The 12,293-nt window shown below is 45.5% G+C and carries 17 protein-coding genes; 12 read left to right on the top strand and 5 right to left on the bottom strand.

Going from position 1 to position 12,293, the window contains the following annotated elements; all coding sequences use genetic code 11:
- Positions 1-239 precede the first annotated feature (239 nt).
- Both ACQYWX_RS21155 and ACQYWX_RS21150 read right to left on the bottom strand, forming a co-directional pair.
- Positions 240-371, bottom strand: a complete 132-nt coding sequence (locus ACQYWX_RS21155) for a hypothetical protein (protein ID WP_431686248.1) — start codon at positions 369-371, stop codon at positions 240-242.
- Positions 372-449: 78 nt separating this feature from the next.
- Complete coding sequence (locus ACQYWX_RS21150) at positions 450-887, bottom strand: GNAT family N-acetyltransferase (protein ID WP_431686247.1); 438 nt, start codon at positions 885-887, stop codon at positions 450-452.
- Between the two features lie 201 nt (positions 888-1,088).
- Between ACQYWX_RS21150 and ACQYWX_RS21145 the strand changes: the two genes are divergently transcribed.
- From ACQYWX_RS21145 to ACQYWX_RS21110, 8 genes are all read left to right on the top strand, one after another.
- Positions 1,089-1,259 carry a hypothetical protein gene (locus ACQYWX_RS21145; protein WP_431686246.1) on the top strand — a complete coding sequence of 57 codons (171 nt, stop codon included), beginning with the start codon at positions 1,089-1,091 and terminating at the stop codon, positions 1,257-1,259.
- 286 nt (positions 1,260-1,545) lie between these two features.
- Positions 1,546-2,715 (top strand): glycoside hydrolase family 5 protein, encoded by a 1,170-nt coding sequence (locus ACQYWX_RS21140; RefSeq protein ID WP_431686245.1) that lies wholly within the window; start codon positions 1,546-1,548, stop codon positions 2,713-2,715.
- Between the two features lie 338 nt (positions 2,716-3,053).
- Complete coding sequence (locus ACQYWX_RS21135; RefSeq protein WP_431686244.1) at positions 3,054-3,470, top strand: hypothetical protein; 417 nt, start codon at positions 3,054-3,056, stop codon at positions 3,468-3,470.
- A gap of 63 nt (positions 3,471-3,533) precedes the next feature.
- A complete protein-coding gene (locus tag ACQYWX_RS21130) occupies positions 3,534-3,848 on the top strand; it encodes a hypothetical protein (RefSeq protein ID WP_431686243.1) in 315 nt (104 codons plus the stop codon).
- An 892-nt stretch (positions 3,849-4,740) separates the two neighbouring features.
- Positions 4,741-5,229, top strand: a complete 489-nt coding sequence (locus ACQYWX_RS21125) for a hypothetical protein (protein ID WP_431686242.1) — start codon at positions 4,741-4,743, stop codon at positions 5,227-5,229.
- A 91-nt stretch (positions 5,230-5,320) separates the two neighbouring features.
- Positions 5,321-6,058, top strand: a complete 738-nt coding sequence (locus ACQYWX_RS21120; RefSeq protein ID WP_431686241.1) for a hypothetical protein — start codon at positions 5,321-5,323, stop codon at positions 6,056-6,058.
- A gap of 94 nt (positions 6,059-6,152) precedes the next feature.
- On the top strand, positions 6,153-6,842 hold the full coding sequence (locus ACQYWX_RS21115) for a helix-turn-helix transcriptional regulator (protein WP_431686240.1): 690 nt from the start codon (positions 6,153-6,155) through the stop codon (positions 6,840-6,842).
- A gap of 129 nt (positions 6,843-6,971) precedes the next feature.
- Positions 6,972-7,349 (top strand): VOC family protein, encoded by a 378-nt coding sequence (locus ACQYWX_RS21110; protein ID WP_431686239.1) that lies wholly within the window; start codon positions 6,972-6,974, stop codon positions 7,347-7,349.
- A gap of 54 nt (positions 7,350-7,403) precedes the next feature.
- Here the strand turns inward: ACQYWX_RS21110 and ACQYWX_RS21105 are convergent, their stop codons facing one another.
- The gene (locus tag ACQYWX_RS21105; protein ID WP_431686238.1) at positions 7,404-8,528 is read right to left on the bottom strand and encodes a hypothetical protein; all 1,125 of its coding nucleotides are present in this window, start codon (positions 8,526-8,528) and stop codon (positions 7,404-7,406) included.
- 388 nt (positions 8,529-8,916) lie between these two features.
- Here ACQYWX_RS21105 and ACQYWX_RS21100 point away from each other — a divergent pair, with 388 nt between their 5' ends.
- Both ACQYWX_RS21100 and ACQYWX_RS21095 read left to right on the top strand, forming a co-directional pair.
- Entirely contained in the window at positions 8,917-9,222 is a 306-nt protein-coding gene (locus tag ACQYWX_RS21100) for a hypothetical protein (protein ID WP_431686237.1), read from the top strand.
- A gap of 181 nt (positions 9,223-9,403) precedes the next feature.
- Entirely contained in the window at positions 9,404-9,805 is a 402-nt protein-coding gene (locus ACQYWX_RS21095) for a type II toxin-antitoxin system YafO family toxin (RefSeq protein WP_371747850.1), read from the top strand.
- 95 nt (positions 9,806-9,900) lie between these two features.
- Here the strand turns inward: ACQYWX_RS21095 and ACQYWX_RS21090 are convergent, their stop codons facing one another.
- The gene (locus ACQYWX_RS21090) at positions 9,901-10,608 is read right to left on the bottom strand and encodes a nucleotidyltransferase family protein (protein WP_431686236.1); all 708 of its coding nucleotides are present in this window, start codon (positions 10,606-10,608) and stop codon (positions 9,901-9,903) included.
- A gap of 327 nt (positions 10,609-10,935) precedes the next feature.
- Between ACQYWX_RS21090 and ACQYWX_RS21085 the strand changes: the two genes are divergently transcribed.
- Positions 10,936-11,301: a thiol-disulfide oxidoreductase DCC family protein gene (locus ACQYWX_RS21085; RefSeq protein WP_431686235.1), complete on the top strand. Its 366-nt coding sequence runs from the start codon at positions 10,936-10,938 to the stop codon at positions 11,299-11,301.
- Positions 11,302-11,320: 19 nt separating this feature from the next.
- Positions 11,321-11,905 carry a metal-dependent hydrolase gene (locus ACQYWX_RS21080; RefSeq protein ID WP_431686234.1) on the top strand — a complete coding sequence of 195 codons (585 nt, stop codon included), beginning with the start codon at positions 11,321-11,323 and terminating at the stop codon, positions 11,903-11,905.
- Here the strand turns inward: ACQYWX_RS21080 and ACQYWX_RS21075 are convergent.
- The gene (locus ACQYWX_RS21075; protein ID WP_431686233.1) at positions 11,902-12,222 is read right to left on the bottom strand and encodes a hypothetical protein; all 321 of its coding nucleotides are present in this window, start codon (positions 12,220-12,222) and stop codon (positions 11,902-11,904) included. The two genes, ACQYWX_RS21080 and ACQYWX_RS21075, sit on opposite strands and share 4 nt — an antisense overlap.
- Between the last annotated feature and the right edge of the window lie 71 nt (positions 12,223-12,293).

Raw genomic sequence — 12,293 nt, 5'->3', positions numbered from 1 at the left:
TTTGAAAGAAAAAATATACTATCGGTCTTAGGATTTATTAGAGTTGCAGCAACTTCCAATAGTAATAATTGAAACGACTAAATCTAGCGATTAACAGCACCTTATTTCTTCTTCATACACTGACGCCCCCTCCAGAACTCAAGCTTTCAAATAGTGGTAGCTATTCTGCCAGGTCCTTTCCACTAACATTCTGGCAAGTTCAATAAAATCGCGGGTATCGTCAGAAGGAAAAGGCGGGTTTACGGTTGCTGCATTGGTGTGGCACGGTTCAGTATGCCGGTTTGGATAAACGTGGTAACGAAGGAGGCACGCTGCTTCTTTCGGAGCTTTTCGGCGGCCCGAGTGGCGTACTTGCGTACGGCCTCCCGCATGTTCTGAAAACAGGTAATGCGTTTACCAAAGGAATGGCTGCAAATGATCTGCTTTTTGGGAGGCGCGACGTTTACGGCCTACAAATCTTCATAGATGTAGTGATTGTTGGTGTCTTCCGAATAATCCAGCTTAAAGCCATTTTTGATGTAAAAATTATTGGCAGGGCTTTTTTCTATCGTGGCTAGTCGCACAGGAAGCATTTTTTCTTTAGCTTCTCGAATGATGTTGTTCAGAATGTTGGTCCCAATGCCCATCGATTGATATTTAGGATCAATATATAAGTGAACTAGCCAAATGTGGTCGGGCATGTTTTTAGTGCTATATAAGCCAACAATTTCACTTTTTACCAGTATTTTTGTAAAGCAAAAGTCATCATAATATTCCAGAAATTGTTGGTTTAAATTTTCTGGATTGAAACGGTTTATAGTCGTTAAGCTTTCTTTGAGTGATCTCACATAGAGAGCGGCTAGTTTTTCTTTATCATGAAGCGTTGCTCTCTCTTCTGAATAATCCATCCGATACCTGTCTTAGTTACTTAATTGATCTGTTATATTCTATAGTTTCCGATCTTATCATAAAATGGCTGTTCGACCTCTGAAGATTATACTTCCAAGCGCAGGCGCTCTACTTTTTCAACGTCGATAACGGCAGCCTCTGGAATCCTTATCGTATATTATTTATGTAATGGCGAAAGTTTCATCAACAAGATATGCATAATGGCGAAAAATCTATTATTCCTGGTGGGCTGTCTAGTGGCGGCGGCTCTGGCCTGGGGGATCTTTCAGGTATTAGGGCAATACACTTTTGTTGCGATGCTTGTGATAACAATCGTCGGTTTGCTTGCAAAGGCTGGAAAGCCTAAATTTGGGAAAAAAAGCGACAAATAAACGGTTGGGCTTGATAGAGTAAAGTCATAAAGCATTTCCAACCGTAGTCATTCCGCTAGATCCTCTCCTGTAATCCCCTGACAAGCATTCCCGACTTGATAAAGATGACATTATGTTTCAATTCTTCCTCCGGTTTTCATTTATTGCTGACAGTTAATAAAAATGAGTAGATCCTGGCGAATTTTCGCCAAGAAGCAGCAGAAATACCGATATTTAAATAGGGAGAATTCTTCTATCTTTCGCTCTTTATTGTCGCCCTATTTTAAAAACATGGAGATTTTAATTGGTGCTTCGACGCGTTGTATTTATTTCACTCATTCTATTTTCCTGTTTCATCAGAGCTGAAACGGCGAATTTCTGGGATTCCCCACAGCATGGCGCAAACAGCTTTAACCGGCTTCCACCGACTCAGGAATACTTTGACGCTCTCGCTGCCTATGGCGCGACCTGGGTTAGGTTGGCATATGACAAGTGGCCTTCTGAAGGTCGGGACTTTCTGATCGGCGATGCGGATCATTACCAATCCCTGAACAGCGCCGATCTGGCGCAACTGAAGCAGGTTCTGGACCGGGCGCACAAGGCGAATCTGAAAGTGGTCATTGCTCCATTGTCTTTGCCCAATATGCGCTGGTCGCAGAACAATAATGACGTTTTTGATGACAGGATCTGGTCGGACAAAAATCATTGGAACGACGCCAATCGCTTCTGGAAAGATCTCGCGACAGCCTTGAAAGGGCATCCGGCCATTGCAGCCTTCAACCTCGTCAACGAACCCGCGCCGGAACGTAATAGCGACCTGAAAGAGCATGCCGATTCTGACGCAATGGCGCAGTGGTATAAGAAGAGTCAGGGAAGCTCGCGTGACCTGCGTTTGTTCTATCAATCATTGGTCAAAACGATACGACAGGTTGATCAGAGCGTGCCGGTGATGCTGGATGCCGGCTGGTACGCTGCTGCGGATGCTTTTTCCTATTGGCCATCCGGGCTCGAAGATTCAAACATTCTTTATTCCTTCCATATGTATGAGCCCTATGACTTTACCAGCTCTCCCAACATTAATAGAGAAGACCGCTATGTGTATCCAGGCGATATTCCATTTGGGGAGAAAACGTCGCATTGGGGCCCGCAGCAACTAGCCGCCTATATTTCACAACCCATTAACTGGGCGAAAAAGTCGGGAATCCCGATTAATCGGATGGTGATGGGAGAATTTGGCTGCGCCAGAACGATTCCCGGTTGTGGCGAATATCTGAAGGATGTTCTTGAAGCCGCTGACAGCCTTAATCTGCATTGGGCTTTCTATGCGTTTCGGGAGGACAGCTGGGATCAGATGGATTACGAACTCGGAACGAAGAAGGTGAACTGGAAATACTGGGACGCCATGGAGAAGGGTGAACCCGATCCTATAAAGCGCGAATCCAGCGCGCTCTTTGACATCATTCGCAAGCGTCTATAGAACGCCTTTCTCGCCTACAAACGCCTGAAGGAATCTGCATGCTTCAGTTTCCTTCAGGCGCCTCCAGAACGTCGTCGTATTTTTCGAGATGCGGTAATAGAGGCCGTTATTCTGAATCGCTTTCGCCGCAGATTTCTATCTGCTTCCCTTCATTCATGAAAACTTTGGTAGTGACGAATATAATCGTGGATTTCGAAAGTGTTTCATGGTACTACAAGGCCTGCAAAGAGAGGTTACATGAATCAAATAATTAACAAAGAATTTAAAGTCGTTCGCTTTGCTCGTTGTAATCTTAAAACCTTATTTCTTCCTTTAACCTAAGCGTTGTAAGTAAAAGCATGCGAAGCGCAATTCTAGTTCTATGTATTATTATTTCTCCGCTGGCGGCAGCCTACGAAGTTAGCGATTTAGTAGGAACATGGCAATCAAACGAAGAGATGACGCTGCGTAGCATGGAGGCCGCACCTGGAATTCCGGAAAAAACTCGTGCGTTCTTTAGAAGTGGATTTTTCGGGAAATTGATAGTGGTATCCAGGGAAAACGAATCTATAGCGTATTTTGTTGACGAAAAGCCAGAAAATCTTGAATTCATTCCTCACGTAATTCATAAGGTTTCTGATAAGCAATTTAGTATGGAATACCCAGGAGAAGGCGCACCTGAGCATTCAATTCGAATTATTACCCTGGATGGTGATTGTTACTCAATCAAGGATGATAAGTGGGAATTCTATGAGTACTTTTGCCGGGTCGAGTAAAACCCTGGATAAGCCAATGAGTTTTGCGACTCCACCGTTGAGCCAGACGTGATGCGCCTTCCAATGGAAACTATCATCCTATCTGTAGTAGCTTTGTTTCTCTATACAGGGTTGTATTGGTATACCTGTTTACGCACCAATAAAAAGTCCGAATCAAAATGGTTTTTCTTCGGCAGCATTTTCTGCATATCCATTCTCGGTATCGGCATGTGGCTAAGTATGTTTTGGGTTTTGTTCTTGGCTGCTATTATTTTGCTCTTTGCAGCCTATTTCGGTTCAAGCTCAAAATATGCACATGGTTCGGTGTTAAAAAACGGTATCTTCGGCGGCTTCTGGCTCATGATTCCAATCTACGCGCAATTAGCATCAAACATCTAACAAAGTAGTCAAGTACACGCCATTTCTTTGGGAACACGAGGCCGCGCTTTATGTGTTCCTTACCACGGTGTTAACTTTGTATTTGAGTTGGAGAAAGGCCACAAAACTAGCGGCGAGTCAGGGAGCGGCAGTGAGTGTTATCCTGGTTCTGATTTTTGTTTATGACTATATTTTTAAATAAGATTTTAGATCCTATAATAAATAGGTTAATCACCGCTTCAGCCAGAAAAAGTGGCCTCAATTGGACGCGGCTACTACTGCGCTGTTTAGCAAGAGGCTAGGCGTCGGCCATGGTAGAGAAAACTTGAAGACTTTTAAGTACGGCGCATATTTCGTAGCTGGTGCGCTGATATGGCTGATTACGTTTTTGGGCGTGCATTTCTTAGCTAAAGATACTATTCGGTTTCTTGCTTTGCATATTACTCATAGCCAAGCTAAAAACATTGGATGCTGCAAATTCGAGTGGGATATCAAGCTACAGGTCGTGGCATACTCTCTGTATGCGACAGTGTTCTTCTTGGTGTCTTGGGTTCTGTTAGTAATACAAAAAAAGTTTTCTGACTCAACTTTTTCTAATCGGATATTAATATTTGTTTTTATAATGGTCTTTCCAACCCATACATTCTGGGGCGTCGCTACTGATTGCAGAGGGTTTGGCGGCTGTGCAAACGGTTACTATTTTAATATCGTCGTCCCCGCCATTATGTCAACAAACCCTGTCGCAATTATTGTGAGCGCAATCGTCGCCTACCAAATTGCTAAAATATACATAAGAAGAAGCTCTTAGCTGGCGCACCATCTGATGTTGTCTACTATTGGAGAAGGGGCGATGAGTGGCTTGAATTCTTAATTTTCCTCGGTTGAAGACGCGCTGTGAGCGAGATAATTGAGCATGGCCAGGTATAACCGTCCGGTCAGGACTGAGCTTTTTGCTGCGCTGGGAGTGCTTTCAAATATCATTATCTATGAAATAGAAAAAACTATTATTTGCACTGTTCCGTGGGCTGATGGATTGGGCGAAACCATTGAATGGTATGTCAAAGTTCGAGGTTATGGAAATTTTCGAGTTTGTTTGAAGAATAAAAATATTAAGGAGCGTGAAAGTTGCATAAAATTCTTGGAAAGCATTTTGGCGGATTTGTTAAAAGATATAGAGAAAGCTAACGAACTTGGTATAGCCTACGTAAGAAGCCATTACCCTAAAATTTATGATAATTCAAAGCCTTTGGAGGAAAATGATCCTTGTATGTTTGGAATTTGGGTAAATGATGATGGGGTGGCGGAATATGCCTTTACAACACTATTTGACGAAGAGTCGATTTATTTTATGGTTATAAGAGATCTTCAAGGTAGTTTTACTATTGATAATCAGCATAGCTAGAAAGCAAAAATACACAGTTCGGTCTTTCGCTGCTACAATGTTAGATTTGTAATTGAGTTAGAGAAAGACTACAGAGCTAGTGGCGATTTCCATGCTGAAAAAACATATAGTATCTGGCGTTGACTATGAGACTAGCCCCATTGTGAGTTTTGCTCTGTCTGGAACAGACATTGTTATGAGGCTGCCTGAGCATGAGGCATCATGTGAGTCTCTACTTCTTGGTGATATGGATATTTATGATGCATCCTTGTACAAAAGGTCAAATCCACTCTATGGCATAATAGTTTTGTCAGACAGTGACTGGAAATGCTTTTATTCTGACAGCCAAGATCCAGCAGGCTTCTTTAGTCTTAACTTGGCTTTATATTACAAGTTTGAATCTGAGGATGAATCTAGCTCTTTATTAGACAAGAATGCGTTTGAGGATTGGCTAATTGAAGTAGTATACAGGAGCTACGAAGAACTTGATCGTGATGTGGAAAATAGCTTCCTTCAAAATGGCGGTACACCGAATCAGGACGATTATTGGGTATTTCCGAAAGAAAGAGGCGACTTCCGCACACTTTCCCTGAAGGAAGAGCCTTTGTTAATGGGACGCATTGGCCACCCAAGTACAGGCATTAACTATATTGTAGACACAGCTATTACTGCGCATCATTTCCTGAGTTTTAGGGTTTCTTTTACCGGTTTCAGAGATAACGAATTTCCATCAGCTTCTGAATGGGAATCGAATAAGGAAAAGCTGCTCGAAGAGTTCCTCGAACACGTCAATATCAAATATCCCCCCGAAACTCTCGAAGAGATTACGCGCTACAACAACGCCAAATAGCTCTTCCTAAATCTCTTCCTTCCTAAGCACAAGCTGCCAGTTTATGGCAGGATGTGCTTCATGCTTTCAGATTCCCCTCATAGGAACACCAAAATTGTCACGAGCTGAACGTTTGCTTGAACTCATGCAGACTCTGCGTCGCTACCGTTATCCGGTGAGCGGTAAGCAGTTGGCGTCTGAGTTGGGCGTCAGTATTCGTACGTTGTATCGCGACATTGCTTCGTTGCAGGCTCAGGGCGCGCATATTGAGGGGGAGCCGGGCGTGGGGTATCTGTTGCGTCCTGGCTTTATGTTGCCGCCTTTGATGTTCTCCGATGAAGAAATTGAGGCCCTGGTGTTGGGTTCCAGATGGGTGTCCCGGCGGGGCGATGCAAAGTTGGGAGAAGCTGCCCGTAATGTGATTGCAAAAATTGCGGCGGTGATTCCCGCTGAGTTGCGCCAGGAGCTGGAGACGTCCACGCTATTGATTGGACCCGCAGCGACGCAACCCGAGGACGACAGCATACTGGAAAGAGTGCGGGCGGCGATTCGGGCTGAGCGCAAACTATGCATTGCATACGGCGACAGCGAGGGTAACCCATCCACTCGGATCATCTGGCCATTCGCGATTGGCTTTTTCGACACCATCAGAGTCGTGGTTGCATGGTGCGAACTGCGCAAAGGGTTCCGCCATTTTCGCACTGACCGTATCGGTGAACTCCACAGTCTGGAGGCTCGCATTCCCCGGCGTCGTCATGACTTGTTGAAGGAATGGCGTGAATACAAAGGCGTGGAGCCGCAATAAAACACTACTGCCAGAAACTGGCAGTATGCCTGCCTAAGATGACCTCCAACGAAGCGATGGAAGCTAAGCAAGCGCTTCAGCTTCGCCCGATAACGGGATTCAGTGATAGATCGAATTTGGAGAACGATTATGAAAGAACCTAGCTATATCATTTTGTATGTCAGCAATATGCCAGTCAGTACGGCGTTTTACTCAAATGTATTGGGGAAAGCCCCGGTGGAATCCTCCCCGGGCTTCTCGCTGTTTGTATTGGAGTCCGGCTGGAAGCTGGGACTGTGGGCAAAACAGGAAGTGAAACCTGCAGCGGATATGACCGGCGGTGGCGCGGAGATTGGCTTGATGCTGGATAGCAAGGAAACTGTCGACGCAGCGTTGGAAGACTTGAGCGCGATGCAGGCGAAGGTGATACAAGCGCCCACGCAAATGGACTTCGGCTATACCTTTGTCGTTCAGGACCCGGACGGACACAGAATTCGAGTATTTTGTCCCAGTGAGATTGTGCGCTGAAGTCAGCGGCTGGAGATAAAGGCGGACATCTAAACCGCCTTTATTATGAAGGACTTACTGCCTCAACAAGACTTGCGGGAAAGTCGGGATATTCGTTGCGATGGAGCTGACCCTGTGTGCGGTGTAAAGCGCTCCGTGAAACTCGATGAAATCAAATACGCCTTTATATTCGCTGCCTGAGTTGCCGCCGGGGCTGCCTATCTGGCCCCAGTCGCGACCGTTCTCCGTGGCCCATAAGCGACCACCATCCACCGGATTGTAGGTTCCTGCGACTAGCAGATCTCCCCAGGGATACAGCCGATACACCTCTTTTTCATCAAGACCCACTCCCATGCCGTCACCGGTGACTTTCTCCCAGACGCGCATATCCTCTGAGCGCCAGACAGCTCCGCCAGTCGTGCTGTTTAATGTGCCCAGCCAAAATGCGCCTTGCCACTCCACCAGAGAATGCAGCGTTTCATCGCTGGCGAAAGTCGTTTCATTCACGCGCGCCCAATTTAATCCGTTATTCGACGCCATTACGCTGACTTCACCTGAGTACGGGAGTCCTGTCGTCAAGTACAGCGTATTCTCGTGAGCCAGTAAGGAAAAAATGCCGGTGACGCCGGGGAAGGAGGCGGCTACGTTCCACGTGACGCCATCGCAGGAACGATAAAGCCTGGCTTCAGTGTGTTTGTCGCTGCGTCCCGCCAGATAAATACAGCCTTGAAATGATTCAAACCAGCGACCGTATTCATCCGCCTCGGATAGTGTCTTTACCCGCGTCCAGTTATGCCGCCCATTCAGCGAGCGATAGATTTTGGGCGTTTCGCTTTGTGTTACCGCATAGAGATATCCGTCGGGGGCGGACCAGACCCGACGGACTTCGTTATCATCTGTGCTGAAAGGCACGTCCACCTGCGCCCAATTCTCACCATCCTCGCTGCGCAATAGGCGCGCGGTGGGGCCTCCAGAACCATACACAGCGCGTCCGCCGGCGAAGAGCGCGTCTTTATGGACACTGAAGGAATAATAACTGTTCTGCGTCATCCCCCAGTTTTTGGCGGAATCCTTGATTCTGATTCCAAAAGCCTCCGCCAGACAGAGCGGGGACTCTGCGCAGAAGAACAACAGCAACGGGAGGGCAAATACGGCCCGGATTAATGACGTTGGGAATAGGGTGGCTAAGCATCCTGACATTGAGATTCTCCTCCTGAGAATGGATGTTAAATATCAGATACTTCCTTGACGTGTACGGGGCGAAAGTCGCCTCTGACTCAATTTCCGGGCTTTATTGTTAGTGTAAGAAATGAAGGTTAGTCATTACTCAGCGATTGTATCGACTGTATTGGTGATATGGTAGCTATTGTTTCGTGTTCACTATATAAACAGTGGTAAATGCCTTTTATGAGAGTAGCTATAAATTACGAGACAGTATGTAGCATATTTGGTGTGAGCTAGGGGTTAAAAAGAATGCATTTTCTGTCTGTTTGAATATATAATTTTAGTCAGATATGAAAATCTAATAATTCGTAGTTTGTTTTAAATTAAGTGCGCAGATTCCTGATGCTGGAAGAGAGGTAATTTAATGTTGGATAAATTGTACGCAGAACACTCTATGTCGGTGGAGGATTTTGCAAAAGATCCTGTGGGTGCATTTCAAAAATATAATTGTAGTGCGATTGCCATAACCATTAATGGAAATATCGTTTTCTATGCCTCTGAAAGGCACGACTATGAAGAGATGATAGATGTCTTGGATTATTTGAGACGGGGAGATACTGAGGTCAATGATATACCGTCACAGATGGAAGATGATGATATCGATCTCGATGAAATAGCTGAAAAAATGGCTAAAAAACTTAAAGACTCTGATGATGGAGACTTTGAATAATGGAAATAAAGTGAACACTAATTCCACCCAAAACAGCAGATCAGAAACCTATAGAAATTTTTGCGTACGATGAAAGGGGCGATCAGCCTAATGGCCAGAAACTATATGTTAGTGATAGTGAGCTGAGTAAGATCGCCGACGCAATAGAAAAATCTATAAAAAATACAAAGGACGGTGATTGGTGAAGGTTTCTGTATATGGCACTCTGCGGGAGCTTCTCGGAGAGAGAAGGGCCGCTATATTAAAAGCTGAGTTTACTGACTACAAGTCCGGAAAAGGATTACCTAGCACTTTTGGTAGAGATTTTCCATATACGCATTCACACGACAGTAGATACGTGGAGTTACAACATGTGCACTATAATCCGAAAGGATTTCCTCTTCGACTTGCGCCAATCAGGAGAACATCAGGGCAAGTTATTGTCTACTGCCCTGGATTTTATGATAAGGACACATTTCTGATCATCTCTATCGTGAAACATTGGGACCCTCGCCGTCCAGATGAGATTAAGGGAACGGATAGAGATCGGGATGTTATGATCTCTTTGGAAAAAATAGCCGAAAGATTTAGAAATAAGTTTTAAAAGACTGCTAAAGGTAGAAGTAAAACGGTTGTTTTTATTCTATGTATGAAAGTTTACTCTGTTATTTGGCTGTTCTATCTTATGCTATCAAATAGTTACCAAGATAAAACTGTTACAGCAGGCCATCGGTTTTTAAAACTATCCACCAGAGTCATATAGTTGGCTGCGCTCATGACGGTTTTGTTGGGGCGTATAACCATGTTCATGGCGTCATTCAGTCCGAAAGGCGCGAATATCTTTAGATCATCAACCTGTTTTCGCACGCCAATCGCGAATGCGGGCAGCCAGGACGAGATACCAGCTTCCGCGCTCTGATAGGGTGGGATGTCGTGTCCAAACTTGCGTGGATACCATTCGTGTACATACACCTGATTTTTAACATCGATGGGAATGCTATGGCGAGTCAGGCGGTTGAGCGTATTCTCATGCTCTTTTTCCAACGCTGATGCTTCATGCGCGAAATAGACCACATCGAAATCCTTCACTCTGCTTAGAGGAGCCTCTCCAAGCATGCTGTTCCAGAGCGCCTGGGTGACCGCGCCGCCAGCCAGATAGTAATCAGGCAAACCATAATTGGCGCAAGCCTCAACAGTTTTCATGATCTCGGGGACGCTCTGTATCAGAGCTTTAAAACGCGCTTCCAGCGTAAGATCTTTTTCCATATGCTTGGCATGCTTTACTAGTGTAACCGTCTCATGCTCGGGCGGCTGCAGCAATGCTGTCAACTTAAATAACAAGAGGTTTTTGTCGGTGATAAAAGGCTGCCAATTTCTGCTATTGAGCACATTGTTTTTGTGTAGCACACACTCCTTGTCCTGTGAGTCTGATGCGCCAATTGACTCTATGGATAAGGCAAAATGCGTAGTGGAAGAAATACTCTATACCAAATCTTGCATATCAAGGGTTGGTTTTTATATAGAACTGGATCAGTTAGAAGATCGGTGGCTGGTTACTATAAAAGATAGGCGGTCTGAAACTGAATTTCGCTGCGGTGATAGAGTCTATGGCGTATGCAGCGCGTCAGGAAGTTTTTTGGTAAATCCGTATGAAGATCAGTGTTAACTCGCTGTAGCAGTAACTTGGCGGGTGATGTCCTGATGCATACAGACTGATAGGTAAACGGGACGCCTATGGAACCTAAAATCCGGGTTTTCTACAACTCCGCCTGTCCGGTGTGTGATGCTGGCATTAAATTCCAGCAGAAAAAGGGAGCGGTCTGTGGTGTCGAATGGGAAGACGTGCATCTGGACAATGATAAGGTGAAAGATCTCAATGCTGATCTGGAATTTGTCAGAGAGCGGCTGCATGTCATCGACCTTAATGGCGATTTGCGCGTGGGATATGAAGCCTTTATCGCTATCTGGGAGGCTTCGTCGTCCGAGCAATGGAAAGCGAATGTGTCCAAAGTTCCCGGTCTGCGTTGGCTGTTGAACAAAACTTATAATGTGCTCGCCTGGTGTTTGTACCAGTGGAATCGCGCCCTGAAGCACTGGTGAGTTGCGGTAACCTAAATCAATGTCTTCTATATTCGGCCATGCTCTGATTGGAGCGGCGATTGGCGATAACGCCAAATCGGAAAGTAAATCGGAGCAGTTGTTCCTGAGCTTTTTCTTTATGGGGTTGGTCGTATGCCCCGATCTGGATTATCTGCTGACATGGTGCTTCGGCGTCAATATAGCGCCCCGTTATACCCACTCCATTGGAGCGAGTCTGGTGATCGCCTGCATCGGACTGGGTTTGAAGAAGTATGTGTTCGTCAGACGCTTAAGGAACGCCAACCCGCTTTTGATTTGCGCCGCTTCCATGGCTCATGTGCTCATGGATTACTGTGTCGGTGTGCATAAGAATCCCATATTCTGGCCGCTGACAGAGTCCGTATACGCCTTTGAGTACGGCTTCCTGCCCAGCGCGGGAAAACTCGATTTCCTTAATTTTTACTTTTGGCGAAATCTGCTGATTGAAATGGGAATACTGGTTCCGGTGGCGGCTTTTATTTCCGCCCGAGGACGCAACGCACTAAAGAAAAGAGTTTATATCGCCATCCTGGCGACTGGCGTATTGATGGCGTGTGGCTATATCAGCGTTGGATTATCGCGTTAACGGCGCTTTCCCCATTTGGCTTTTAAATAAGATAAAGCGTTGCTCGCCACGACATACATCAAGCCAAATAAACCGACGGTTAAAAAGGCGATGAACCCTATCGCCATATCCAACGTGATTTGTTCGCTGCGAGCATAAACTCCCAGGAGTCTCGGTGCGGCTAAGAAGATAAAAATAGCGCTAAGAATACCTGTAGCGTAGGAAAAGTATTCCGATTTTCCTAAACGTTGCAGTATCAATGCGAGCAGTGTGGTGCAGAGCGTGATGGATAGAAGCTGAAAAAACAGGTAGTACCACGATGCCGGGATTGAGGACATAGCGAGCCATTAATCTAATTCTGAAACGTCCCAATCATAGAGCCTGACTTCTGCAAAGAAAACGCTGTTGA

This window comes from Hahella sp. NBU794, assembly GCF_050749805.1.
Lineage (GTDB): Bacteria > Pseudomonadota > Gammaproteobacteria > Pseudomonadales > Oleiphilaceae > Hahella.
Note: the sequence above shows the minus strand (reverse complement) of the source record. Positions and strands in the feature narration are given on the sequence as shown.

Bases quoted from the DNA above. Each gene is read 5' to 3' on its own strand.
- ACQYWX_RS21155 (WP_431686248.1), bottom strand. From the start codon at position 371: ATGCGGGAGGCCGTACGCAAGTACGCCACTCGGGCCGCCGAAAAGCTC.
- ACQYWX_RS21150 (WP_431686247.1), bottom strand. From the start codon at position 887: ATGGATTATTCAGAAGAGAGAGCAACGCTTCATGATAAAGAAAAACTA.
- ACQYWX_RS21145 (WP_431686246.1), top strand. From the start codon at position 1,089: ATGGCGAAAAATCTATTATTCCTGGTGGGCTGTCTAGTGGCGGCGGCT.
- ACQYWX_RS21135 (WP_431686244.1), top strand. From the start codon at position 3,054: ATGCGAAGCGCAATTCTAGTTCTATGTATTATTATTTCTCCGCTGGCG.
- ACQYWX_RS21130 (WP_431686243.1), top strand. From the start codon at position 3,534: ATGGAAACTATCATCCTATCTGTAGTAGCTTTGTTTCTCTATACAGGG.
- ACQYWX_RS21125 (WP_431686242.1), top strand. From the start codon at position 4,741: ATGGCCAGGTATAACCGTCCGGTCAGGACTGAGCTTTTTGCTGCGCTG.
- ACQYWX_RS21120 (WP_431686241.1), top strand. From the start codon at position 5,321: ATGCTGAAAAAACATATAGTATCTGGCGTTGACTATGAGACTAGCCCC.
- ACQYWX_RS21110 (WP_431686239.1), top strand. From the start codon at position 6,972: ATGAAAGAACCTAGCTATATCATTTTGTATGTCAGCAATATGCCAGTC.
- ACQYWX_RS21105 (WP_431686238.1), bottom strand. From the start codon at position 8,528: ATGTCAGGATGCTTAGCCACCCTATTCCCAACGTCATTAATCCGGGCC.
- ACQYWX_RS21100 (WP_431686237.1), top strand. From the start codon at position 8,917: ATGTTGGATAAATTGTACGCAGAACACTCTATGTCGGTGGAGGATTTT.
- ACQYWX_RS21085 (WP_431686235.1), top strand. From the start codon at position 10,936: ATGGAACCTAAAATCCGGGTTTTCTACAACTCCGCCTGTCCGGTGTGT.
- ACQYWX_RS21080 (WP_431686234.1), top strand. From the start codon at position 11,321: ATGTCTTCTATATTCGGCCATGCTCTGATTGGAGCGGCGATTGGCGAT.
- ACQYWX_RS21075 (WP_431686233.1), bottom strand. From the start codon at position 12,222: ATGTCCTCAATCCCGGCATCGTGGTACTACCTGTTTTTTCAGCTTCTA.